The sequence below is a fragment of the Rheinheimera sp. WS51 genome, assembly GCF_050936095.1.
Lineage (GTDB): Bacteria > Pseudomonadota > Gammaproteobacteria > Enterobacterales > Alteromonadaceae > Alishewanella.
Genome location: NZ_JBOTRC010000005.1, coordinates 154705 through 176755, shown reverse-complemented (window position 1 = coordinate 176755; position 22051 = coordinate 154705). Strand labels below are relative to the sequence as shown.

The following is a 22051-nucleotide window of genomic DNA, read 5'->3' as shown; positions in this document are numbered from 1 at the left end:
AGAGGCCTAGGACACCGCCCTTTCACGGCGGTAACAGGGGTTCGAATCCCCTAGGGGACGCCAGTTGTTCAAATTAAGTTAGACTACAATCTGTTATTATATCTACTGTTACTATGTCCCCTTCGTCTAGAGGCCTAGGACACCGCCCTTTCACGGCGGTAACAGGGGTTCGAATCCCCTAGGGGACGCCATCAGGTGTCATTCTTAGTAAAAAATACATTAAATTTAAATTCTGCCAAATATAATATTATTTCATTATATGATTTTTTTGATCTAAATTTTCATTCCTCCCCAAGTTCATTAATTAACGCTTTGATTATTTCTTTTATCTGCGGCTGGGCTTCAGTATTAGGATGAATTCCATCTGCAAGCATCAAGTCACTATTTATGGCTATTTTCTCCATAAAAAATGGCCATAATACAATATTGTGTTGTTTTGCTAACTCTGGATAAATATTGGTAAATTCTCTGCCATAGCGTGGACCATAATTAGGTGGGATCCGTATTTGCATTAAAATTGGCTGCGCTTTATGCTGCTTAATTAGGGTGATAATTTGATTTAGGTTGTTTTTCATTGCTGGTAATGGAAAACCTCTTAGTCCATCATTACCGCCAAGTTCAATTAATACATAATCCGGTTGATGCTGTTGCAGTAACGCGGGTAGACGAGCTGCTGCGCCTGCGGTGGTTTCACCACTGATGCTAGCGTTAATGAGTTGCCAATTTAAATCTTGTTGTAATAGATGTGGCCAGCCTTGTTCATACTCCATATTATAAGCTGCACTAAGGCTATCACCTAAGATCAGTAATTTTTCGGCCAGTGCAGTTTGGCTAAAAATACTAAGGAAAATAAAAAATATTATGCGCATAACAAAATCACCTGATGAGCAAATTAGAGCAGTTAATTTAACAAAAACCGTCACCACTAACAGTGGTAACTTGACTATCCTGCACGATATAAGCTTAACGATCAATGAAGGTGAGACTATTGCGATTGTTGGTGCGTCAGGATCGGGTAAGTCTACTCTGCTAAGTTTACTCGCCGGTCTTGATAGCGCAACTACAGGTCAGGTATACCTGGCAGGGCAGGCGTTACATCAGATGACAGATGATCAGCGAGCTGCGCTTAGAGCGAAAAGCGTTGGTTTTGTATTCCAATCTTTTTTATTACTGCCTAGTTTAACAGCACTTGAAAATGTTACGTTACCGGCTGAGCTAGCGGGAGATAAAAAAGCTAAACAGCGCGGTTTAGCCTTGTTGCAACAAGTTGGCTTATCTGAGCGGGCTGATTTTTTTCCTGCCCAGCTCTCTGGCGGTGAGCAACAGCGTGTGGCTATTGCTAGGGCCTTTATTACTCAACCGGCCGTTTTGTTTGCCGATGAGCCTTCGGCAAACTTAGATGCTGTAACAGGCAGTAAGGTGGAGGCGCTTTTATTTGACCTTAATGCTAAACATGGGACTACCTTAGTACTAGTTACTCATGATCCGGCTATTGCCGCACGTTGTCAGCGCCAGTATCAAATGCAAGCTGGTCGTATTAATCAAAGCCAAGAGAGACAACAAGATGTGGGCTAAAATTGCATGGCGTTTATTCTGGCGTGAACTAAAACAGGGAGAGCTTTGGGTTATTGCTTTCTCTTTATTTCTAGCGGTGACTGCGGTTGTTAGTTTAAGTGGTATTACTCAGGGCGTTAAAACCGCGCTTGATCAGCGCAGCGCACAATTTATTGCAGCCGATAAAGTATTAGGTTCAAGCCTTCCTTTTAAACAGGAGGTGATCACAACGGCAGAACAGTATAATTTGACTACCGCTAAACAAATGCAGTTTGATTCAATGGCATTTGCTGGCGATGCTATGCAGTTAGTTAGAGTAAAAGCGGTCAGTGATAGTTATCCCTTACGCGGCAATTTACTGCTTAATCGCGATATTAATGCAGCGCAAAGTCCACAACAACAAAGATCTGTAGGTGAAGTTTGGCTGGAGCCACGTTTATTTGAGTTATTAAATATCAAACCTGGCGATGCACTTGAGCTAGGCGCTGCAGAGTTTACTGTTGCTGGCATTATTCAAAGTGAACCCGATGCGCCTTTAAGTGTATTTAATTCATCACCTAGGTTATTGATGAATATTGCTGATATTCCTGCAACTCAAATTGTGCAACCCGGCAGCCGCATTTCTTATCGCTATTTATTTGCAGGTAAAAGTGATGATTTACAGCGTTTTGAACAAGCTTATGCGGCTAAATTGTCGGTTCATGATAAGTGGCAAGATGTTGATCAGCAATCGGCTTTAGGTAGCGCGTTAACGCGGGCAGAGCGATTTTTATTATTAGCGGGTTTATTAGGTATAGTTTTAGCTGCCTGTGCCTCTGCTGTTGCGGCTAATAGGTATAGTCAGAGGCAAACTCAAGCTGTAGCAGTAATTAAAGCGTTAGGGGCTAATACACGCCAAGTTAGGCTGATCTACGGCAGTCATTTAGGCTTAATTACTTTGTTTAGTCTAGGAGTAGGCTTAGTGGTTGGTCAGTTGGCTATTAGTATTGCTCAGTGGGGGATCCATTCTTACTTTAGTGATTTTGTCGCTGAGCTAAGTTTTAGACCCTTAGCTTTAGGTATTATAACCTGTATTATTTGTGCCACACTTTTTGCCGGCAGACCCCTTTGGCTGCTTTCTAACACCGCTGCAATGGTAGTGTTAAAACGGCCAACAGGCTTAAATTTTCGTATTGATAGTCTACAATTTATTTTCGGTGGCTTAGCTGTATTTCTATTAATGTGGTTATTTAGTGGTGAGCTAATTTTAACCTCAGGGTTATTTTTACTTTGTTTACTTTTTGCTGTTATCTTATTGGTATCGGCTGCTTTAATTGTGCGTTTAGCCAAGCCTATGGCTGCCGGGCAAAGTAGTGCTAGACGCTTAGCTTTAGCTAACTTACGACGCCGATTATGGGCTAATAGTTTTCAATTAATTACTTTTAGTTTGGCGATATTTTTATTTTTGCTACTTTATTTTTTACGCACAGAATTAATGGAGCAATGGCAAAAGCAAATTCCAATTGGTGCGCCTAATCATTTTTTAGTAAATGTAACTAAAGCTCAGCAGCAAGAGTTAGTTAGTTTTGCCGATAAACATAATTTACAACTGGAGCCATTTTATCCTGTTGTCAGAGGACGTTTAACTACAGTCAATAACCAAGCGGTTACCCAGACTCCAAGCAAAGAAGACACAAGCGAGCAACGTGTAGGAGTAGGGCGTGAGCTTAATCTTACCTGGCTTACAAAGTTGCCCAAAAATAATGAGATTGAATCAGGTCAGTGGTTTACTGAAGCAAGTCACGCTGAGGTGTCAATAGAGGCGCAATTAGCAGAGCGGTTAGCTTTGCAATTAAATGATGAGCTCACATTTTCTATTGGTGGCCAGCAAGTTGCAGCGCGAGTAACGAGTATTCGTCGTGTTGATTGGAATAGTTTACAGCCTAACTTCTATATGATTTTAAGCCCTGACTTGCTTGCAGACTTTCCCTCTACCGCTATTACTGCGTTTTATTTGCCTAAGTCAAAGCAGATGTTGTTAAATCAACTTGCTAGATTAATGCCAACAGTAACAGTGATTAGTGTGGATACAATTATAAAGCAGGTCAGTGCTATTATTAGTCAAGTTAGCTTAGCATTGAGTTTTATATTAGTGATTATTGCTTTATCAGCGGGTTTAGTGCTGATTGCCCAAGTGCAAGCAACACTAGAGCAACGAGAGCAAGAGCTGGCTATTTTACGTACCTTAGGTGCGCAATATGCTTTTTTGCGTAATGCGTTATTACTAGAGTTTGCCTTATTAGGCGCATTAGCAGGGATTTTTGCTACCTTATTAGCTGAAGTATTGCTATTTGCACTACAAAGTCGAGTCTTTGATTTACCCTTCCAACCACACTGGTCGTTATGGTGGTTGGGGCCTACAGTAGGGGTAGGCATGGTAACTCTATTAGGTTGGTTGCAACTTAAACGCTTACTAGCAACGCCCAGTGGTGAGCTAGTACGAAAAGTTTTAACAAGTTAAGGTTGCTTTTAACGCCTCAGCAAGTTGAGGCGTTTTAAACTGAAAGTTGGCTGCTACCAAACGTGCCGGTATCACCCGTTGACTATTTAACACTAAATCAGCCATTTCTCCCATAAGAAGTCTTAATAATGGGCTGGGTAAAGGCAAGCAAGCTGGACGCTGTAGCGCAGAAGCTAACTTTGTTGTAAATTCAGCATTAGTGACAGGATATGGCGCTGTTGCGTTAAAGGCGCCTTGCAAAGTAGGGTGTAACAATAAAAAATCAATTAGACGAACCATATCGTTTAACTGGATCCAAGACATATATTGCTTACCAGAGCCAATGCGGCCCCCCAACCCTAGTTTAAATGGCAATAGCATACGCTGTAAGGCACCGCCATGTTTTGCAAGTACAATGCCGGTTCTTAGTAAGCATACCCGAGTTTGCTCAGTTGAAGCTTGTAAAGCAATTTGTTCCCAACGGTGACACAAAGTGTGGCTAAAGTCTGGATGTAGATGAGCGAAGTCCTCATCAATAACTTGTTGCTGCTGCGCGCCATAAAAACCAATAGCTGAACCGCTAATAAAAACTTTAGGGGGCGACTTTGCTTCAATAATAGAGGCAGAGAGTTGTTCAGTTAATTGCCAGCGACTTTGGCATAAGCGTTGTTTTTGCTTATTAGTCCAACGCTTACCAAAAATAGGTTCTCCGGCAAGATTAACTACTGCATCAACTGCATTAAAGTCAACTTGTGCTAAATTTGTTACCGCATTAATTGCCGATGCAACAAACTGCTTAGCCTTTTTATTGCTCCGTGTTAGGGCAATAATTTCATGCTGTTGATGCCAATGTTGAATTAGTGCAGAACCAATTAAACCACTCGCGCCAGTAATTAAAATTTTCATTTAGCACTCTATATTAATTAACTTTATATCAGTATAGAACTTATTTAGAAATGGATAAGGTTAACGAAACAGAGTCGGCAAAACGTAATGCATAAGGTTTATCAACTTCAACCTCAGCGAAGCTAACGCTGTCATGCTCTGAAGCAATATGCAGAATATCTGCAGTGAGTTTTTCTAATAAAGAGAAGCGTTGGCTCTCAACTAAATCAATAATTTTTTTGGTAATAGTACGGTAGTTAAGGGCGTCATTCATATTATCTGATATTGATGCATTCTTGGCACAATAATGAATTTTGGCATTAATAATAATATCTTGCTTATTATTAACTTCCTCTTCATTAATACCTATATAGGTACGCAAACGTAAGTTTTTAATTTTAATTATTGCACTATTATTTAATTGCATTATGTAGCGTCCTTAACTATAAATGTTAGCTGCGCGCTAAGCTGCGGCAAGAATTAATCTGGAAAACTAATAGTGAAACGGGCACCACCATAAGGGCTATTATCTAAGGCTAGATTGCCCGAGTAAGATTCAACTAGCTCAGCGACTATGGCTAAACCAACGCCATGTCCTTCACTGTAGGTATCTAAACGAGAGCCTCGTTGGAATAGCTGGTGATGTTTATCCGCTGGAATGCCAGGGCCATCGTCTTCTATAATGATTTTCAGAGGGTGCATATTAATAGTCACTGACACTAAACTTTTACATGCTTTACTGGCATTATCCAGTAAATTCCCTAGCACTTCCATTAAGTCAGTTTCATCACCTTTGAAAACGTCGCTATCAGTACATTCAATATTAATAATTAAATCTTTATCTTTATATATTTTCTCTAGTGCAGAAACTAGCTTTCTCAGTAAAGGCTTAATTAAAATTTGTTTTTTCCAAACATCTTGACCGGAACTACTGGCACGTTTTAATTGGTGTTCAATCATGCCTGTTATTCTGTCGAGCTGCTCTTTTAACTCGGGTTGCTGGCTTAATTCTGACGTTTGTAAAACCGCGACTGGCGTTTTAAGGGCATGGGCAAGATCACTAAGGTGATGTCTATAGCGTTGTTTTTGTCTATTTTGATTGGCTAATAGCAGGTTTAAATCTTCCTTAATAACAGCAAGCTCTGCGGGGTAACGTCCGTTTAACTGTTCTTGGCTACCATTTTCAACCCGACGTATTTCATTATCTAGACGAGATAATGGTTTAGTGGTCCAATAATAAGCTAATAGCATCAGTAATAACAGAACAATGGCAATACCTATAAACCATCTTGCTAACGTATTTCTAAAACTGATATGAGGCGCACTAAGCCGTTTATCACTTTGTACAATATGTACAGTTAGTGGATGCGTGTTGTCTTGTGCATCAAACAATAAAGCGATAGAAAGCACCCAGAAATCTTCATCGTGCTGAGTAACTTCAGTAAACAGATGCTCGCCTGGTGGCAAGGTGAAGTTCGGAGGGGTAAAGTGTTGATTTAACGATGAGTCTGATTGCCAAACTAATTTATCGTTATCAGTAATATACGCACTTAATCCTGAGTCAGGTCGATAAAAATCGGGAGCGAGCGTACTATTAGATACTTCAATTTTACCATTTGAGATATTAATCTCAGATAAAATTGCGTACATATTTACTTCAAGTTTTTGCTCGGCGTTGGTTAATAGCTGAGTAAAAAAAGCTTGATCGATAGCTAAAAAAGAACTTGGTAGCAGCAACAGCATTAATAGTATGCTGATTAATAACTGTCGCAGCTTGAGAGATAAAGGCATAGTTATGCTACAGCTAAAGTAAAGCGATAACCGCGACCACGTAACGTCTCTATTGGCTTTAAATCCCCTTCAGGGTCAAGTTTTTTACGTAGACGAAGTACAAATACTTCAATAACATTGCTATCTAAATCAAAATCTTGATCATAAATATGTTCTGTTAGCTCTGTTTTTGAAATTACTTTGTTTGGATTAAGCATAAAATATTCAAGAACTTTATATTCATATGCGGTTAGGCTCACCTCGTTATCGTTTAGCCAAACTTGCTGGGTTCTACTGTTTAAAGCAATAGGCCCTGCCGATAAGGTTGGTTCTGGTTGGCCTGCAGCGCGGCGAATTAATGCATTGCAGCGAGCCAGTAATTCTTCAGAGTGAAAGGGCTTAGTTAAATAGTCATCTGCGCCGGCATCTAAACCTTCAACTTTCTCCTGCCAACTACCACGTGCTGTTAGAATGATAATAGGTGTTTTTAGGGCATCTTCTCTGGCTTTACGAATCAAAGCTAAACCATCTAGTTTTGGCAAACCAATATCGATAATTGCTAAATCATAAGGATATTCTGATAATTTAAACCAGCCCTCTTCACCATCAGCAGCAATATCAACACTAAACTGCTGTTGTTGTAATTGTTTTTTTACTTGTTGGGCTAATAAATTCTCATCTTCTACAACCAATACACGCATTAATTTCTATCCTTATGCATTTTGCCGGTTTGGTTATCAACCAAAATTGTAATGACACGTCCGTCATGTTGTAACAACCGGATCCGATAATAACGCTTCTCAGATCTCAGTTTCATTATTTTACCTTGATATTGTTGTTGTACTAATGATACAGCTTGTTCTTTACTAATCAATGCTTTAGTTATAGGTGTTGACGCATTGACTAGGGGAGTGAGCAGTAGTGTGATCGACAACAATATTACTCTTAGACCAGTCATTACACTCTCCATAAATCTATTTGTACTGTATCGAACTATTAATACCACAGCAATCCTCAACAGAGGTTAGCGCAGATAATAGAACGAGTAAGTACTTTTAAAACTCTTAGCGCTAGCATAAACAAAACAGCATTAATTACCGCTGAATAGTTTTAACTAAAATAACAATTAATGGTAAATTAAAGTTTGCAAAGGTTAATTTTATGTCTATTTTAAATATGTTGGCTTTAACATGTTGTGTTGTTAGCTGTCGTTTTAGCATAGAAAATAGCCAAGAAGTTATTCTAAATGTTGTGCTTGAGGATAACAAATTTATTAATAGACAAAAGGATAAGTCCATGAAAAATATTATTATTGCAGCTTCATTAACCTTATTAACCATAATAGCTTCGACTAGCTTTGCTAATACAGCGCCAGGTAATCAGTTGACTAAAGCAACTGCAACCGAGCATAAAATGCAAAAAGTAAATATTAACAAAGCCAGTTTAGAGCAGCTTGAAGCTTTACCAGGGCTTGGCAAAAGTAAAGCTCAAGCGGTAATAGATTATATTGCTAATAATGGCGCTATTAAAAACAGTGAAGAGCTAACTAAGGTTAAAGGCATAGGTAATAAATTAGCAGCTAAACTAACCCCTTATCTCAGTTATAATTAATGATAAAAAAGCTCTGGTTAATTTGCCAGAGCTTTCATTTGTTCATTAGCCCACTGTACAGCAGTATGGTAAGCCGTTGGAACTTTGTCTTTCTCAAGGCCTAACTTTTCAATGATGATATTGGCATTTTTCCAATGCGCAGATTCATAAGCTTCAATTAGCGCAATAAAACCAGCTAATATGCCTTTTTTCTCGGTTAATGCTTGTTTAATTTCAGAGGCTAAAGGTAATTTTTCCATTACTGATTCAATAGACTCATCTAAGATCGCATCCATTAAAGACATTAACCCGGTTAGAAACGCTTTAGAGCTATCAGTTTTACCCTGAATAGCCGCTAGTTCCTCACAAAAACGAGCACGGGTCATTGACATTCGCATTAGCTCTGCGGGTTTATCACTGTTAATTTGCGAGGCAAAAAGTAATGAGAGGAATTTCTTTAATTCAGCTTGGCCAAGCACAACTAACGCATGTTTAATAGTCTCTACTTCAGCTCTGCGTTTAAATATAGCTGAATTACTATAGCGAAGTAATTTATAAGATAAGTTTACATCGCGTTCAAATACTTGAGTTATTTTTCGCAAGTCTATTTCAGGGCGAGACGTTTCATATAACAGCTCAACTAGGGTAGTTTGTGCTGGTGATAACGCTTTAGCTTGAAGCATTTCAGGTTTAGCAAAGAAATATCCCTGAAAGTAAGCGAAACCCATCTCCATAGCAGTGTTATATTCTTCTATGGTTTCGACTTTTTCAGCTAATAATTTTATATGGGGAAAATCGCTAATCGCTTCTTTTACTTCATTCATTTGTTCAATGCTAGAAGTGCGAAAATCAATTTTAATTATATCTATATAGGGATAAAAATGGCGCCATACAGATTTATGTACGTAATCATCAAGTGCGATAATATAACCATTGTTTTTTAATTCTACGCATTCTGCTAATAAAACTTTGCTAGGTTGAACTGTTTCAAGTATCTCTATCACTACTTGCTCTTGTGGCAGCATACTTGGAAACTTTTTTTGTAGAGTAGGCAACGTAAAATTAATAAAGCCGAGCTTATCGCCTAGAAAGTCTTCTAAACCATAACTGAATTGGCTGCCCTCAATCATGCGTGATGTCGCTTCGTTTCCGTCAATATCAGGAAAAGCATTAGTGATGCCATCGCGAAATAACAACTCGTAAGCGTAAAGCTCTTTATCCCTAGTCAATATGGGTTGACGTGCAGCATAAAAATACATAGAAATTTATTCTCTAAATGATATAGCTAAAGCAAATATAACCAAAAAGCATACAGTTAGGTAGTTATAAATTCTACCTAACTGTATTTGATTATTTATGCCTGTTTAACTTCATGTTGCATTTTATCAAATACCTGAAGTACAGAAGGTGCTGGTGTCTTTGTTAACTTACTAACAATGATAATAGTTAAGGTACTAATAATGACACCCGGTAAAATTTCATAGACAAGACTACTTAATTTAGCACCGTTTTCTAATACTGGGGCATAAATCCAAAATAGGACTGTTACAGCACCACTCACCATACCGGCTAGAGCGCCAGCAAAGGTCATACGCTTCCAAAACAAGCTTAGAATCACTAAGGGGCCAAAAGCAGCACCAAAACCAGCCCAGGCATTGCTCACTAAGGTTAATATAGAGCTTTCTCTATCATAGGCTAAGGCTATAGCGACTAATGCAACCACTAGCACCGAAAGGCGACCAACAAGTACTAGTTCTTTTTGACTAGCATCGCGGTGGATAAATACTTTATAAAAATCTTCAGTTAGTGAGCTTGAGGTAACCAGTAGCTGTGAAGAAATAGTACTCATAATAGCAGCTAATATGGCAGCTAATAAGAAACCTGAAATTAACGGGTGAAATAAAAATTGAGAAAAGACAATAAATATTGTTTCTGGATCAGACAAGGTCATTTGGGTTTTAGCGACATAAGCAATACCGACTAAGCCTGTTACCATAGCGCCGATTAAAGTAATTAGCATCCAACTCATACCTATGCGACGGGCGGTTTTAATATCTTTAACAGAGCGGATAGCCATAAAGCGTACTATGATATGTGGCTGGCCAAAGTAACCAAAACCCCAAGATAATAATGAAACAATACTTATGGCAGATAAAGCCATGCCAGTTTTAGCATCGACAAAAAATGCAAAAAAATTAGGGTTAATGGCATTAACACTTTGTGCTACGGCATTTACTCCACCTAAGTGATCGACTGCCACTATAGGGACCAAAATTAATGAGATAAACATTATACAGCCTTGAACAAAGTCGGTCATGCTCACGGCTAAGAAACCACCAAATAAGGTGTAGGCTACTACAACGCCGGCTGTAACATAAAGCCCAAGCTCGTAGCTTAAATTAAATGAGCTTTCAAAAAGCTTACCACCACCAACGACGCCTGATGATGTATATAAAGTGAAAAAGATAACAATAACGATAGAAGAGACAATACGTAAAATGCGGGTTTTATCTTCGAATCTATTTTCGAAGTAATCTGGTATGGTTATGGAGTCATTTGCAAGCTCGGTATAAACCCGTAATCTTGGTGCAACGATAATATAGTTTAAGAAGGCGCCAATAAGTAGGCCTACTGCTATCCAACCACTACTAACACCAGATATATACATAGCACCAGGTATGCCCATTAACATCCAGCCACTCATATCCGATGCGCCGGCGGATAAGGCTGTTACTGCTGGGCCTAATTTTCTGCCGCCCAGCATATAACCTGATACATCATCAGTTGAGGTTTTATATGCATAAAGTCCGATGCCAAGCATCACGATAAAATAAAGTGCTAGTGATATAATGGTGCCTATTTCCAAACCCAATTCTCCTTGTGCCGAATGAATTTCAGCAAATCAAAACAATTCACAAAGGCCTAATTTTAGCTTTAGGTCTATATACTGTTTTTATGCTAACAAGATGCTGGTTTATATACTAGTACTTGTGTTTAAACGAAGCAGATTTAACTTCTTAGGTCACAGTTAATGGCCTAAATATCCTTTGGATATAAGCTGGTTAAACCAGATTCAGTTTTATTAAAAGGTGTTTTGGGTTTGTATTGTTTCCATTTTTGCCATAGAGCGTCACCAGACCATAAGTTAGTTGTAACATCATTATTAGCATTCTGCTTAGCCGAATATAAAACGGCATTTAACTGGCTAACTTCTTTTCTTAACTCTGCAGAGGTAATAAAATTATTTAACTGGCTTAATGAAATAACTTTTTGATCAAAGTGCCTATGTCCCCAGCGTAATAATTCCTGCTTAGCGATGTTGGGTTGATTATTTTTACAGGCTTGCTTAAGGGCATGGCTATTGAACTTAGCAATACTAGTGCTATCGGGTATTTGAGCCATTGGTTTACGCCATTGCCAGAAAAAATAAAATGCCGCTAAGCTTAATAACCATAAAACCATAATGATGCTGGTGCTATAGGTCCATGCCCAGTTACTTATAGGGGCTGAATAGTTTGTGTTTTGTGAGGCAGGTACTGCATTCGAACTTTGAGAGGACAGTGCTGGTGTATCGACATTAGGTGTTTTAGTTGTTGCGGTTGGAATTACCTTGAAGGTTTTTTCCGGCAATGTTGCTTTCGCTAATTGATTAGTTTTGCTGTTCCACCAAGGCAGGCTAACTTCAGGCAAGGTGACGGTGCCATCTGTAGTGGCAACGACCGCAGTCGTGAAGGTTTTTTGGGCAATAACATGACCATTACGTTGGGCACTTTTAGTTTGAGGTTGCTCTTGATATAAACGCAATGAGCTTGGGAAGTTAAGTGTTATTTCAGGCAGTTGATTATCAGCAACATCAACGGCAGATAGTGTAATAGTGCGGGTGATAGGTTCACCTACAGTAAGCTCTGATACATTAGGTGACCATTCTTCTGTTAAGGTAACTAAACCTGCAACTAACCAGTCAGCCGTTTGCGATGGGAAATTGTCAGGTACAGGTTTAACTTCAATCTCAATTGTTTGCGCTTGTTCGGTTATTCTTTTGGTTCTAGAGTAATAGCCATATTGCTGACTTTCACGGTCTAGCACTTCGCCACTAAAAACAGGTGGCTGAATCGTAAAATGGCCACTTTGTTGGGGAGTAATGGCGTAGCGCCGGCTAAAAGTACGATAACGGATACCATTGACTAATTCTGAACCTTCAACATCTTGACCAACTTGACTGATAATAGCGCCTTCTAAACTTGGTTCAGTTAATGACGCATTTTGAAAGCTGTCTTTAGAGTAGATGGTTAATTTATAATAACTTAACTGCTGAACATAGGGAGCTTGGGTTTCAATTTCGCTTTGTAAAAAGAGTTCTTTGTCAGCTGAGCTGGTCGTTGTCTTATTGTTGGCTGCGAGTATGGTTAACTCAATAGGGGCCGTGCTGAGGCTCTGGTAGCTAAAACTTGGTATGGTGATATTACCGGCTTGTTTGGCTAGTAGCACAACTTTCCATTGTGTGCTTTGAGTTGTAGTGCCATTAATCATACGGGTACTTTGACTTACCGAAGGCATCATTACTGTAAAGTCAGATTTTAAAACAGTAAAATCTATGGCACCTGCCTCAACACGAGCATCAAGGTTAATGGTGAGTGTTATCGACTCATTAAGCAAAGCTGGATTTTTATCAACGCTAGCGCTTATTTGCGTAGCCGCCTGAATAGAAATAGAGATACACAGACTAAAAAACAATAGGATGCGGGTTACCATTGCTGATCGACTCCTTTTGGTAAACGTTGATGTTTCCGCTTTTGATATTCAAGATACATTTTATTGCGTAATAATAACGCGGGATCATCTTGCACTTTACGCAGTAAATTATTCAGTTGTTGTTGTTCTTCGGGGCTGGCATCTGGCCAAGCTTCAGTTATTGCAGCCTGTTGTTGCTGCTGTTCATTTTCAGTTTGTTCTGCTTTATCCATTTCAGCTTCTTGTTGTTTATTTTCTTCAGCTTGTTTTTGCTGCTCAGCTTTAGCATCATTTGGGGTTTGTTTATTGGCGCCATCTTGCTCTGTAGATGTGTTTTCAGATTGCTGGTTTTCCGCTGAGTTTTCGTTGCTGCTATCGTTATCGTTATCGTTATTGTCTTGTTCTTGATTCGACTCTTGTTGCTGTTTATCTTGTTGATCAGACTGTTGTTTGTCTTGATCTGATGTTGAATTTTCATTGTCAGACTGCTGTTGCTGCTTTTGTTGCTCTAACAATTTTTGCATTAACTTCGCATTTTTTTCCGCAGCAGCTAGGTTTGGGTTTAAGGATAATGCCTGCTGATAAGCTTTTTCTGCATCAGCATAGCGGGATTGCTGGGCTAAGCTATTTCCTAAATTATGCCAAGACTGGCTGCTATTCTCGCTAGTGGTTGCTTGACGAAAAGCTTGCTCTGCCGTTTTATAATCGCCGGCTCTATAGGCCGCATTGCCTTGCCACAATGGATCGGTAAACTTATCTTTCGCCGCTTGAAAGTCTCCCGCTTTGTAGTCTTGCTCTGCTTGCTGTTGCTTAGTCTGCCATAAATCACGCCATTCTATGCTTTGAGCTGCCTGAGCTTGCTGGCTGGGCAATACCACTAGCAATATAGCTAATATTGCACCCATTCGGCGCTGCCATAGCACTAAGGGAATTAATAGCCATACTAGATAAACGGCACTATCTTGCCATTGGTCGCCTTTAATTTGCTGTAATTCATCAGCTGAGTTTAATGAGGTTAAGGGAGCTTGCTTTAAAATTTGCTTAATGCCTTTACCGTCTATAGTGGCGTTAGCATAAACTCCTTGATTTCGCCTAGCTAAGCTGGCGAGTTGCAGCTGCGGCAATTTAGGCATAATTACGCTACCTTGGCTGTTTTTTAACAGCTCACCATTAGCTAATTTAATCGGCGCACCTTCGCTGGTACCAAAGCCTAAAATGGATAAACGGTGAGGCCAGTTATTGAGCGTTTTTTGGATGTCTATATAACTATTGTTATCAAAACCGTCGGTAAATACGACCACATCGCCACTTGGGTAGCCGGCTTGGGTCAACAGTTTATCGGCTTGTTGTAAGGCGGCTAATAAATTTGAGCCTTGCTCTGGCATGATTTCCGGCTGAAGATCCGGAATTAACAAACTAATATTATTATGATCAGGGGTTAAAGGGGCAATAGTAAAGGCATCACCGGCGAAACTGAGTAAGCCTAACTCACCTTCTTTAAGTTGTTCAGTAAAGTCTAAAGCTAAAAAACGTTGCTGAGTTAATCTGTCAGGGCTCATGTCAGTCGCGCGCATTGACATTGACATATCTAATACTAATACCGTGGCTTTTTTTAAGGCAAAAGCCGGTTGTGGTAGTTTTTGCCAACTTGGCCCAGCAAGGGCAATAGAAGTAATTAGCCAACAGACTAATAGGCTGGGTAATAGCAAAGGTTGAGATTTAAAAACCTGCTTGGTACTGAGTAATAATGGCTGTAAGTGGGGCGCGATTAAATTATGCCATGGGCTTTGATCGCGCCGATAGAAGTACAGCAAAAATATAAGAATAATTGCAGGGACGATTGTTAGCAGCCATAAGGGGCGTAAAAAATGAAACTCAGCGAACATATTGGGTTATTCTCCACCAATTAATTTGCCTAGCAGCTAATATAAACCAACAGAATAGGGCTAGTGCTAAAGGCCAATGGATTAGGCTTATTTGCGGCCGGTATGTCAGATTGTCGCGGGTAATAGGCTCTAGCTGATCTAGTAATTGGTATATTTCTTGTAGCTCGCTTAAATCTTTGGCACGAAAATAACGGCCACCCGTTTCTTCGGCTAAGCGAGTCAGTAGTGTTTCATCTAAGTCTTGAGATGGATTGACGACACGCTGACCAAACAGACTCTGCTGGATCATTCTTTCGGCACCAACGCCAACAGTGTAAATTTTCACCCCTGCGGCTTTAGCTAACGTTAAAGCTTCTAGCGGTTGAATATTGCCAGCGGTATTCGCGCCATCACTTAATAAAATTAATACTTTATTTGAGCTTTCATAACTATTTAGTCGTTTTACCGCTAAGCCGATAGCTTCACCTATAGCTGTGCGGTTACCAACGAGTCCTAATACACTGTCGTTAAGCATTTTTTTTACGGTTGTTAAATCAAAGGTGAGTGGCGTTTGCTGATAGGCCGCATCGGCAAATAAAATTAAACCAATTCTGTCACCTTGGCGCTGTTGAATAAACTCATTAACAACGAGTTTAACCGCTTCAAGTCGGTTAATGTTATTGCCTTGCGTGACCATATCAGGTACTTCCATTGAGCCTGATAAATCCAGTGCAAGCATTAAATCGCGCCCTTGCTGTGGAATTGTTTGACTATCGCCTAACCAACGCGGTTGCATGCTAGCGATAACAAGCGCTAACCACATAATAATAAATAACAGTGTGTTAGCACTGTACCAGCGGTGCGATTGCGCTTGACTTGTATCCGCTAACTTGGCTAATGGCGGTAAATATAATTTAGTGCTTTGGCTTTTTCTGTTTTTCGGATGAAAAAGCAACGGCAGAAAAACCAACAGTGCCAACCAAGGATAAGTAACATCAAGCATGTTGTTGCTCCTTCTTATCAGAGGCTGCGACGGAGCTTGCAGATGCAGCACTAGGCAGCACATCGCTATCTTGGCCTTGGTATTGCTTTAACCAGTGCTTAGCAAAAATATAAAACTGGTTAAGTTCAGTCTCTGAACTGGTTTTGCTATAAAGCAGCTGGTTTAAATTAGGTAAGGCTTGGCTAGAGTGCTTTGCTAACCAAAGCTGCCACTGCTCAGTGTTAGCAGATAGTGCCGGGTGATTAGGTTGATAATGCTGTAGCACGCGTTTTAATAACTGATTAATTTGTTGGCCAGCATTAGGTTGCTGCTCTAGCTGATTAAGCTGAGCTAGCGCTTGGCGCTTAGCTAACCAATAATGGTGGCGCTGAATTAATTTATAAACACTAAAAACCAATGCGGTTAAACCGCCGAGGATTAACAGCCAGTAAATAGGCGCTAAGCCAAAGCTATGACTAAATTCTGGCTCAACAATATCAGCCAAAGACGCTAAGGCAGGGTTTGGGTTTATTGTTTGTGTATTCATAGCAGGAGTAATGTCTGTGTTAGCCATGCCAGCTTCTCTCTAGTTGGCTCAAAACCGGCTCAGCAGCAGAGATTGGCAGCCATTTACAGCCTAAAATTGATAACTGTTGTTGAAGTTGCTGTTGTTGCAGCGCTTGTTGCTGGGCATAACGCTGCTGTAGGTTTTTATTGCCTAATTCAACAACACCACTATGTTGGCCATCGGTTACTGCAGCTTGGCCTGAGCTGCTAACAGGGATATTGAGCTCTAGCGGATCGCTTATAGCACAACAGCTAACTTCATTATGCTGTCGAATGGCGCGAATATGTCGCAATGCATCAGCATTAAATTGGCTAAAATCAGATAAGATATAAACCAAGCTACCTGGGTGCACTAAACGACGTAGCTGAGCAAGCGCTGTCGTAAAATTTATACCAGTTTTTAAGCTGTTTGGGGCTAAATTGGCGACTTCAGGTGACGCGCTAGCCTCGGCAAGTTGCAAGCTATTATGTATTTCAGTCAGAGCATGAAAATAGCGTAATACGCCATGGCTGCGACTATGAGGTTTTAATTCGCGATGTTGTTGTTGGCTAAAGACAATGCCACCGAGCTTGTCACCGCGCTTTTTTACATGCCAAGCAATAAGCGAGGCTAAATGAGCCGCTTGAACCGACTTAAATAATAACGTTGAGCCAAAGTGCATACTGCTGCTTAGATCGGTAAGAATAAACACAGGCCGCTCTTTTTCTTCACGAAAAAGCTTAGTATGCATCTTGCCGGTGCGCGCAGTTACCCGCCAATCTATCGTGCGAACATCATCCCCATTTTGGTAATGACGTACCTCGTCAAACTCCATACCTCGGCCTTTACTTTTAGCCAAGTAGGTGCCCGCCAGTTTACTTTGAATAGCCATTTTCGGGCTTAAGTCTAACACCTTCGTATAGCGTTGATACCACAGTAGTTCAGGCAAGCCTAAGGTACTGCCGTTAGCATGAACTTGATGCAGCCACTGTTGGCTAGATAAGGCTGAATTTATCATTAGGCTGAAGGCACCAAACGTAAAATTTCAGCTAAAACATCATCAGTTGTAATACCTTCTGCTTCAGCGGTATAGGTTAATATAATTCGATGACGTAGGGTATTATGAAATACAGCTTGGATATCATCGGGTGTGACATAATCTCTGTCACTAAGCCAAGCTTTAGCTCGAGCACAGCGCTCAATGGCAATAGTGGCACGTGGGCTGGCACCATAAGCAATCCAACTGGCTAACTTTTCGCTATAAGCGGCAGGTTTACGCGTCGCCATAATTAGCTGAACTATATATTGCTCTAGGCCATCGGCCATATGTAACTTTAATATTTCTTTGCGAGCGGCAAAAATATCAGCTTGGCTTATGCTGGTTACCGCTGCGCTTTCGCTAGATAAAGCTTCATTGCGAGTTAATTGCAAAATGGCTAACTCGGTTGCAGCATCTGGGTAATCTACTTTTAAATGTAATAAAAACCGGTCAAGTTGGGCTTCAGGTAAGGGGTAAGTTCCTTCTTGCTCTAATGGGTTTTGCGTTGCCATTACCAAAAATAATTCAGGTAGCGGGTAGGTATTGCGACCTACAGTCACCTGTTTTTCGGCCATTGCTTCTAATAATGCCGATTGCACCTTTGCCGGTGCACGGTTAATTTCATCTGCTAAGATTATATGATGAAAAAGAGGGCCAGACTGAAACTCAAATTGTCCCGTTTCTGGGCGATAAATGTCTGTGCCGGTTAAATCTGCTGGTAGTAAGTCGGGCGTGAACTGAATGCGGTGAAACTCGCCTTCGACACCATCAGCAAGTGCATTAACTGCTCGGGTTTTTGCAAGACCAGGAGGGCCTTCTACAAGCAAGTGCCCATTAGCTAAGAGGGCTAATAAAATACCTTCAGTGAGTTCAGGCTGTCCTAGTACTTGGCTGTCAAGATAGGCTTTTAAACCGGAAAATGCGTTTACCATAATGCGCTTACCCTAATGTAGAGTCTTAATTAGATTTAATGATTACTTTTTACCCAAAACATGAAATTTCAAGCTAGGCTATGACGTTATATCTTATATAAGGTTCAGTTTGTATTAAAACAAGTGTTTTAATTTTCGCCAACAGTGGTTACAATCGATAACAGAATACAGGTCAGACCTGTAATTTAGATTGAGGAATACGATGAAGACGCCAATACAACTCACAACTCGCGGTGGCGATAGAATAGCCATTGTTTCAGGTTTACGTACCCCTTTTGCTAAGCAAGCAACAGAGTTTCATGGGGTTTCAGCTTTAGATTTAGGTAAAATGGTAGTTAATGAACTACTTATTCGTACTGAAATTGACCCTAAGTTAATTGAACAAGTTGTCTATGGCCAAGTAGTGCAAATGCCTGAAGCACCTAATATTGCTCGGGAAATTGTATTGGGCACCAATATGAGTATACATACGGATGCGTTCAGTGTTAGCCGTGCGTGTGCAACAAGCTTCCAATCAGTAGCAAATGTATTAGAAAACATGATGGCAGGCACATCAGAAATTGCTATTGCCGGTGGCGCCGATTCTAGCTCAGTGTTACCTATTGGTGTTAGTAAAGCCTTGGCGCGCGCCCTTGTTGATTTAAACAAGGCGCGTACCTTGAGTCAGCGTATCGCTATCTTTCGTCGCCTAAAATTAAAAGATTTATTACCTGTACCGCCAGCCGTTGCCGAATACAGTACCGGTTTATCTATGGGCGATACTGCCGAGCAAATGGCGAAAAGCCATAATATTAGTCGTCAAGAGCAAGATGCTTTAGCGCATCGCTCACACACTTTAGCAACGGCGGCGTGGCAAAGTGGTGTTATGCAACAAGAGGTGATGGCCGCTTATCCAGAGCCGTATTCGCGCTTCTTAGAGATGGATAATAATATTCGTCAAGACTCTAAATTAGAGTCTTACGCTAAATTAAAGCCTGCCTTTGATCGTGCACATGGCACTGTTACTGCGGCCAATAGTACCCCATTAACAGATGGGGCTTCAGCCGTATTAATGATGACAGAAAGTAGAGCTAAAGCCCTAGGTTATAAGCCATTAGGCTATATTCGTAGTTATGCTTTTGCTGCGATTGACGTTAAACAAGATATGTTAATGAGCCCATCTTATGCGACACCGTTAGCCTTAGATCGCGCAGGCATGACCTTAGCTGACTTAACCTTAATTGAAATGCATGAAGCTTTTGCTGCGCAAACCTTAGCTAATGTAAAAATGTTCGCTAGCAAGAAGTTTGCAGCTGAAAAGCTAGGTCGCAGTGAAGCCATTGGTGAAATAGACATGGATAAATTTAATGTTAATGGCGGATCTTTAGCTTATGGCCATCCATTTGCTGCTACAGGTACCCGCTTAATTGTGCAAACATTAAATGAATTAAATCGTCGCGGTGGTGGTGTAGGCTTAACAACAGCTTGTGCTGCAGGTGGACTTGGTGCGGCTATGATAGTGGAGACAGAATAATGACATCAAGCAATAGTTTTAGTTTAGCGGTTCGTGATGACCAAATAGGTGTAATTACCATGGACATCGTTGGCGAATCTATGAACGTGTTAAAAGCTTCATTCGCAGATGAAATTAGCGCTTTATTATCAGAGATTAAAGCCAATAAGCAATTAAAAGGTTTAGTGTTTATTAGCGGCAAGCCTGGCTCATTTATTGCGGGTGCTGATATTTCAATGTTAGATAACTGCGAAACGGCCACAGAAGCACAAACGATTGCAACTATGGGCCAAGATATGTTCAATCAACTTGAACAGCTCAGTATTCCTTTAGTTGCAGCGATTAATGGCCCTTGTTTAGGCGGCGGTTTAGAGCTTGCTATGGCCTGTCATGCTCGTGTGGCAACAACTAACCCTAAAACAGTACTTGGCTTACCTGAAGTGCAATTAGGTTTATTACCGGGAAGTGGCGGGACTCAGCGTTTACCTAAGCTGGTTGGGTTACAAAAAGCCCTAGATATGATGTTAACCGGTAAGCAACTTCGTGCTGCTCAAGCTAAGAAATATGGCTTAGTTGATGATGTGGTTCCTGAGTCTATTTTACTTGAAGCTGCAGTGAAGCTGGCATTAAAAGGTAAGCCACAGCGAGCTGATCGAAAACTGAGTTTAATGGATAAGTTTTTAGAGCAAACTAGCGTTGGTCGCAATGTTGTATTTAATCAAGCACGTAAACAAACGCTAAGTAAAACACAGGGTAATTATCCTGCGCCTATTAAAATTTTAGAGGTTATTCAAACAGGGATAGAGCAAGGTCGTCTGGCTGGTTTAGCCGCAGAAGCCGAAGCTTTTGGTCAGTTATGTATGACTAAAGAATCAGCGGCCTTGCGTAGTATTTTCTTTGCAACAACAGAAATGAAAAAAGAAACCGGCGCCGGTGATATTAAACCACAACAGATCCATAAAGCGGGTATTTTAGGTGGAGGCTTAATGGGCGGAGGCATTGCTAATGTAACAGCAACTAAAGCCGGTATTCCTGTTAGGTTAAAAGATATTAACCCGCAAGGCATCGCTAACGCTTTACAATATAGTTATTCATTATTAAAGAAAAAGCGTGATCGTCGTTTTATTACTCAAGCCGACCTGCAAAAGCAGATGATGCTAATTAGCGGTACAACCGATTATACCGGTTTTCATGATCTTGATATTGTAGTTGAAGCGGTATTTGAAGACTTAAGCTTAAAGCAGAAAATGGTTGCAGATATTGAAGAGCACACGAGTGAAAACACCATTTTTGCTAGTAATACTAGTTCATTACCTATAAGTCAGATAGCTGAAAACGCTAAACGACCAGAAAATGTTATTGGCCTACATTACTTCTCACCGGTTGATAAAATGCCACTGGTTGAGGTAATAGCCCATGACAAAACATCGCCTGAAACTATTGCAACTACCGTTGCTTTTGCTAAAAAACAAGGCAAAACACCTATAGTAGTTAAAGATGGCGCGGGTTTTTATGTCAATCGTATTTTAGCTTTATATATGAATGAAGCGGCTAATATCTTACTTGAGGGTGAATCAATAGAAAGCATTGATAAATCTTTAGTTAAGTTTGGTTTCCCCGTGGGCCCTATTGCGCTATTAGATGAAGTAGGTATTGATGTAGGCGCTAAGATCTCACCTATTTTAAGTGACGCTTTAGGTGAGCGTTTTGTTGCTCCTGCGGCTTTTGACAAGCTATTAGCGGATGATCGCAAAGGTAAGAAGAATGGCAAAGGCTTTTATTTATATAATGGCAAAAACAAGAAAGCGAAAAAACAAGTAGATAGCACAGTTTATAATTTACTTGCTGTTACGCCAGCATCACGTTTAAGCCAAGAAGATATAAGCAGTCGCTGTGTGGTGCAAATGCTAAATGAAGCGGTTCGCTGCTTAGATGAAGGCGTTATTAACAGCGCAAGAGATGGTGATATTGGTGCCATATTTGGTATTGGTTTCCCGCCATTCTTAGGTGGCCCATTCCGTTATATCGATAGCATAGGTGTTACAACCTTAATTGCTCAGTTGCGTAGCTTAGAAAGCCGCTTTGGCGATCGCTTTACGCCAGCACCGCTACTGTTAAAAATGGCTGAGCAGCAAGAAACTTTTTATCCATAGTCAATAAAGCTTAAGCAAAAAGGCATGTTTAT

19 protein-coding genes and 1 tRNA gene are annotated in these 22051 nt (G+C 40.5%); 6 read left to right on the top strand and 14 right to left on the bottom strand.

What is annotated here, in order from left to right; all coding sequences use genetic code 11:
- The first annotated feature begins 115 nt into the window (after positions 1–115).
- Positions 116–191, top strand: a tRNA-Glu gene (locus ACRCA4_RS08700).
- 90 nt (positions 192–281) lie between these two features.
- Here ACRCA4_RS08700 and ACRCA4_RS08695 read toward each other — a convergent pair.
- Positions 282–869, bottom strand: coding sequence for an arylesterase (locus ACRCA4_RS08695; protein WP_433187029.1), 588 nt, complete (start codon positions 867–869; stop codon positions 282–284).
- Between ACRCA4_RS08695 and ACRCA4_RS08690 the strand changes: the two genes are divergently transcribed.
- Complete coding sequence (locus tag ACRCA4_RS08690) at positions 862–1575, top strand: ABC transporter ATP-binding protein (protein ID WP_433187026.1); 714 nt, start codon at positions 862–864, stop codon at positions 1573–1575. The two genes, ACRCA4_RS08695 and ACRCA4_RS08690, sit on opposite strands and share 8 nt — an antisense overlap.
- Complete coding sequence (locus ACRCA4_RS08685) at positions 1565–4054, top strand: ABC transporter permease (protein WP_433187022.1); 2490 nt, start codon at positions 1565–1567, stop codon at positions 4052–4054. Before ACRCA4_RS08690 ends, ACRCA4_RS08685 begins: the two co-directional genes overlap by 11 nt.
- Here ACRCA4_RS08685 and ACRCA4_RS08680 read toward each other — a convergent pair.
- Genes ACRCA4_RS08680 through ACRCA4_RS08660 form a run of 5 tightly spaced genes read right to left on the bottom strand, consistent with a single transcriptional unit; the run spans position 4043 to position 7646 of the window.
- Entirely contained in the window at positions 4043–4939 is an 897-nt protein-coding gene (locus ACRCA4_RS08680; protein WP_433187019.1) for a TIGR01777 family oxidoreductase, read from the bottom strand. The genes ACRCA4_RS08685 and ACRCA4_RS08680 overlap by 12 nt on opposite strands.
- A 40-nt stretch (positions 4940–4979) precedes the next feature.
- Positions 4980–5345, bottom strand: a complete 366-nt coding sequence (folX, locus tag ACRCA4_RS08675) for a dihydroneopterin triphosphate 2'-epimerase (RefSeq protein WP_433187016.1) — start codon at positions 5343–5345, stop codon at positions 4980–4982.
- A gap of 53 nt (positions 5346–5398) precedes the next feature.
- The gene (locus ACRCA4_RS08670; RefSeq protein ID WP_433187013.1) at positions 5399–6709 is read right to left on the bottom strand and encodes an ATP-binding protein; all 1311 of its coding nucleotides are present in this window, start codon (positions 6707–6709) and stop codon (positions 5399–5401) included.
- Between the two features lie 2 nt (positions 6710–6711).
- The gene (locus tag ACRCA4_RS08665; RefSeq protein ID WP_433187010.1) at positions 6712–7389 is read right to left on the bottom strand and encodes a response regulator transcription factor; all 678 of its coding nucleotides are present in this window, start codon (positions 7387–7389) and stop codon (positions 6712–6714) included.
- Positions 7389–7646, bottom strand: coding sequence for a PepSY domain-containing protein (locus ACRCA4_RS08660; protein ID WP_433187007.1), 258 nt, complete (start codon positions 7644–7646; stop codon positions 7389–7391). The genes ACRCA4_RS08665 and ACRCA4_RS08660 overlap by 1 nt, the downstream gene beginning before the upstream one ends.
- 203 nt (positions 7647–7849) lie before the next feature.
- Here ACRCA4_RS08660 and ACRCA4_RS08655 point away from each other — a divergent pair, with 203 nt between their 5' ends.
- Positions 7850–8299, top strand: a complete 450-nt coding sequence (locus tag ACRCA4_RS08655) for a ComEA family DNA-binding protein (RefSeq protein WP_433187004.1) — start codon at positions 7850–7852, stop codon at positions 8297–8299.
- A gap of 17 nt (positions 8300–8316) precedes the next feature.
- Here ACRCA4_RS08655 and ACRCA4_RS08650 read toward each other — a convergent pair whose 3' ends face one another.
- The 8 genes from ACRCA4_RS08650 to ACRCA4_RS08615 all read right to left on the bottom strand — a co-directional run bounded on the left by ACRCA4_RS08650 (position 8317) and on the right by ACRCA4_RS08615 (position 18374).
- On the bottom strand, positions 8317–9537 hold the full coding sequence (locus tag ACRCA4_RS08650) for an EAL and HDOD domain-containing protein (protein ID WP_433187001.1): 1221 nt from the start codon (positions 9535–9537) through the stop codon (positions 8317–8319).
- A gap of 95 nt (positions 9538–9632) precedes the next feature.
- Positions 9633–11144, bottom strand: a complete 1512-nt coding sequence (gene putP, locus ACRCA4_RS08645) for a sodium/proline symporter PutP (RefSeq protein ID WP_433186998.1) — start codon at positions 11142–11144, stop codon at positions 9633–9635.
- Between the two features lie 170 nt (positions 11145–11314).
- Positions 11315–13030, bottom strand: coding sequence for a BatD family protein (locus tag ACRCA4_RS08640; protein ID WP_433186995.1), 1716 nt, complete (start codon positions 13028–13030; stop codon positions 11315–11317).
- Positions 13024–14895 (bottom strand): VWA domain-containing protein, encoded by a 1872-nt coding sequence (locus tag ACRCA4_RS08635; RefSeq protein ID WP_433186992.1) that lies wholly within the window; start codon positions 14893–14895, stop codon positions 13024–13026. Before ACRCA4_RS08635 ends, ACRCA4_RS08640 begins: the two co-directional genes overlap by 7 nt.
- Entirely contained in the window at positions 14885–15877 is a 993-nt protein-coding gene (locus ACRCA4_RS08630; RefSeq protein ID WP_433186989.1) for a vWA domain-containing protein, read from the bottom strand. Before ACRCA4_RS08630 ends, ACRCA4_RS08635 begins: the two co-directional genes overlap by 11 nt.
- Entirely contained in the window at positions 15870–16430 is a 561-nt protein-coding gene (locus ACRCA4_RS08625) for a DUF4381 domain-containing protein (protein WP_433186986.1), read from the bottom strand. Before ACRCA4_RS08625 ends, ACRCA4_RS08630 begins: the two co-directional genes overlap by 8 nt.
- Complete coding sequence (locus tag ACRCA4_RS08620; protein ID WP_433186982.1) at positions 16423–17421, bottom strand: DUF58 domain-containing protein; 999 nt, start codon at positions 17419–17421, stop codon at positions 16423–16425. Before ACRCA4_RS08620 ends, ACRCA4_RS08625 begins: the two co-directional genes overlap by 8 nt.
- Positions 17421–18374 (bottom strand): AAA family ATPase, encoded by a 954-nt coding sequence (locus tag ACRCA4_RS08615; RefSeq protein WP_433186979.1) that lies wholly within the window; start codon positions 18372–18374, stop codon positions 17421–17423. The genes ACRCA4_RS08620 and ACRCA4_RS08615 overlap by 1 nt, the downstream gene beginning before the upstream one ends.
- A gap of 202 nt (positions 18375–18576) precedes the next feature.
- On the opposite strand from ACRCA4_RS08615, the gene fadI reads away from it, so the two are divergent.
- Together fadI and fadJ are read left to right on the top strand one after the other, a co-directional pair.
- Positions 18577–19887 carry an acetyl-CoA C-acyltransferase FadI gene (gene fadI, locus ACRCA4_RS08610; RefSeq protein ID WP_433186976.1) on the top strand — a complete coding sequence of 437 codons (1311 nt, stop codon included), beginning with the start codon at positions 18577–18579 and terminating at the stop codon, positions 19885–19887.
- Positions 19887–22019, top strand: a complete 2133-nt coding sequence (fadJ, locus tag ACRCA4_RS08605; RefSeq protein WP_433186973.1) for a fatty acid oxidation complex subunit alpha FadJ — start codon at positions 19887–19889, stop codon at positions 22017–22019. Before fadI ends, fadJ begins: the two co-directional genes overlap by 1 nt.
- Positions 22020–22051: the final 32 nt, after the last annotated feature.

What these genes read in the sequence shown, in the direction of transcription:
- ACRCA4_RS08690 (WP_433187026.1), top strand. Translation starts at nt 862, where the DNA reads ATGCGCATAACAAAATCACCTGATGAGCAAATTAGAGCAGTTAATTTA.
- ACRCA4_RS08695 (WP_433187029.1), bottom strand. Translation starts at nt 869, where the DNA reads ATGCGCATAATATTTTTTATTTTCCTTAGTATTTTTAGCCAAACTGCA.
- ACRCA4_RS08685 (WP_433187022.1), top strand. Translation starts at nt 1,565, where the DNA reads ATGTGGGCTAAAATTGCATGGCGTTTATTCTGGCGTGAACTAAAACAG.
- ACRCA4_RS08680 (WP_433187019.1), bottom strand. Translation starts at nt 4,939, where the DNA reads ATGAAAATTTTAATTACTGGCGCGAGTGGTTTAATTGGTTCTGCACTA.
- folX (WP_433187016.1), bottom strand. Translation starts at nt 5,345, where the DNA reads ATGCAATTAAATAATAGTGCAATAATTAAAATTAAAAACTTACGTTTG.
- ACRCA4_RS08670 (WP_433187013.1), bottom strand. Translation starts at nt 6,709, where the DNA reads ATGCCTTTATCTCTCAAGCTGCGACAGTTATTAATCAGCATACTATTA.
- ACRCA4_RS08665 (WP_433187010.1), bottom strand. Translation starts at nt 7,389, where the DNA reads ATGCGTGTATTGGTTGTAGAAGATGAGAATTTATTAGCCCAACAAGTA.
- ACRCA4_RS08660 (WP_433187007.1), bottom strand. Translation starts at nt 7,646, where the DNA reads ATGACTGGTCTAAGAGTAATATTGTTGTCGATCACACTACTGCTCACT.
- ACRCA4_RS08655 (WP_433187004.1), top strand. Translation starts at nt 7,850, where the DNA reads ATGTCTATTTTAAATATGTTGGCTTTAACATGTTGTGTTGTTAGCTGT.
- ACRCA4_RS08650 (WP_433187001.1), bottom strand. Translation starts at nt 9,537, where the DNA reads ATGTATTTTTATGCTGCACGTCAACCCATATTGACTAGGGATAAAGAG.
- ACRCA4_RS08640 (WP_433186995.1), bottom strand. Translation starts at nt 13,030, where the DNA reads ATGGTAACCCGCATCCTATTGTTTTTTAGTCTGTGTATCTCTATTTCT.
- ACRCA4_RS08635 (WP_433186992.1), bottom strand. Translation starts at nt 14,895, where the DNA reads ATGTTCGCTGAGTTTCATTTTTTACGCCCCTTATGGCTGCTAACAATC.
- ACRCA4_RS08630 (WP_433186989.1), bottom strand. Translation starts at nt 15,877, where the DNA reads ATGCTTGATGTTACTTATCCTTGGTTGGCACTGTTGGTTTTTCTGCCG.
- ACRCA4_RS08625 (WP_433186986.1), bottom strand. Translation starts at nt 16,430, where the DNA reads ATGGCTAACACAGACATTACTCCTGCTATGAATACACAAACAATAAAC.
- ACRCA4_RS08620 (WP_433186982.1), bottom strand. Translation starts at nt 17,421, where the DNA reads ATGATAAATTCAGCCTTATCTAGCCAACAGTGGCTGCATCAAGTTCAT.
- ACRCA4_RS08615 (WP_433186979.1), bottom strand. Translation starts at nt 18,374, where the DNA reads ATGGTAAACGCATTTTCCGGTTTAAAAGCCTATCTTGACAGCCAAGTA.
- fadI (WP_433186976.1), top strand. Translation starts at nt 18,577, where the DNA reads ATGAAGACGCCAATACAACTCACAACTCGCGGTGGCGATAGAATAGCC.
- fadJ (WP_433186973.1), top strand. Translation starts at nt 19,887, where the DNA reads ATGACATCAAGCAATAGTTTTAGTTTAGCGGTTCGTGATGACCAAATA.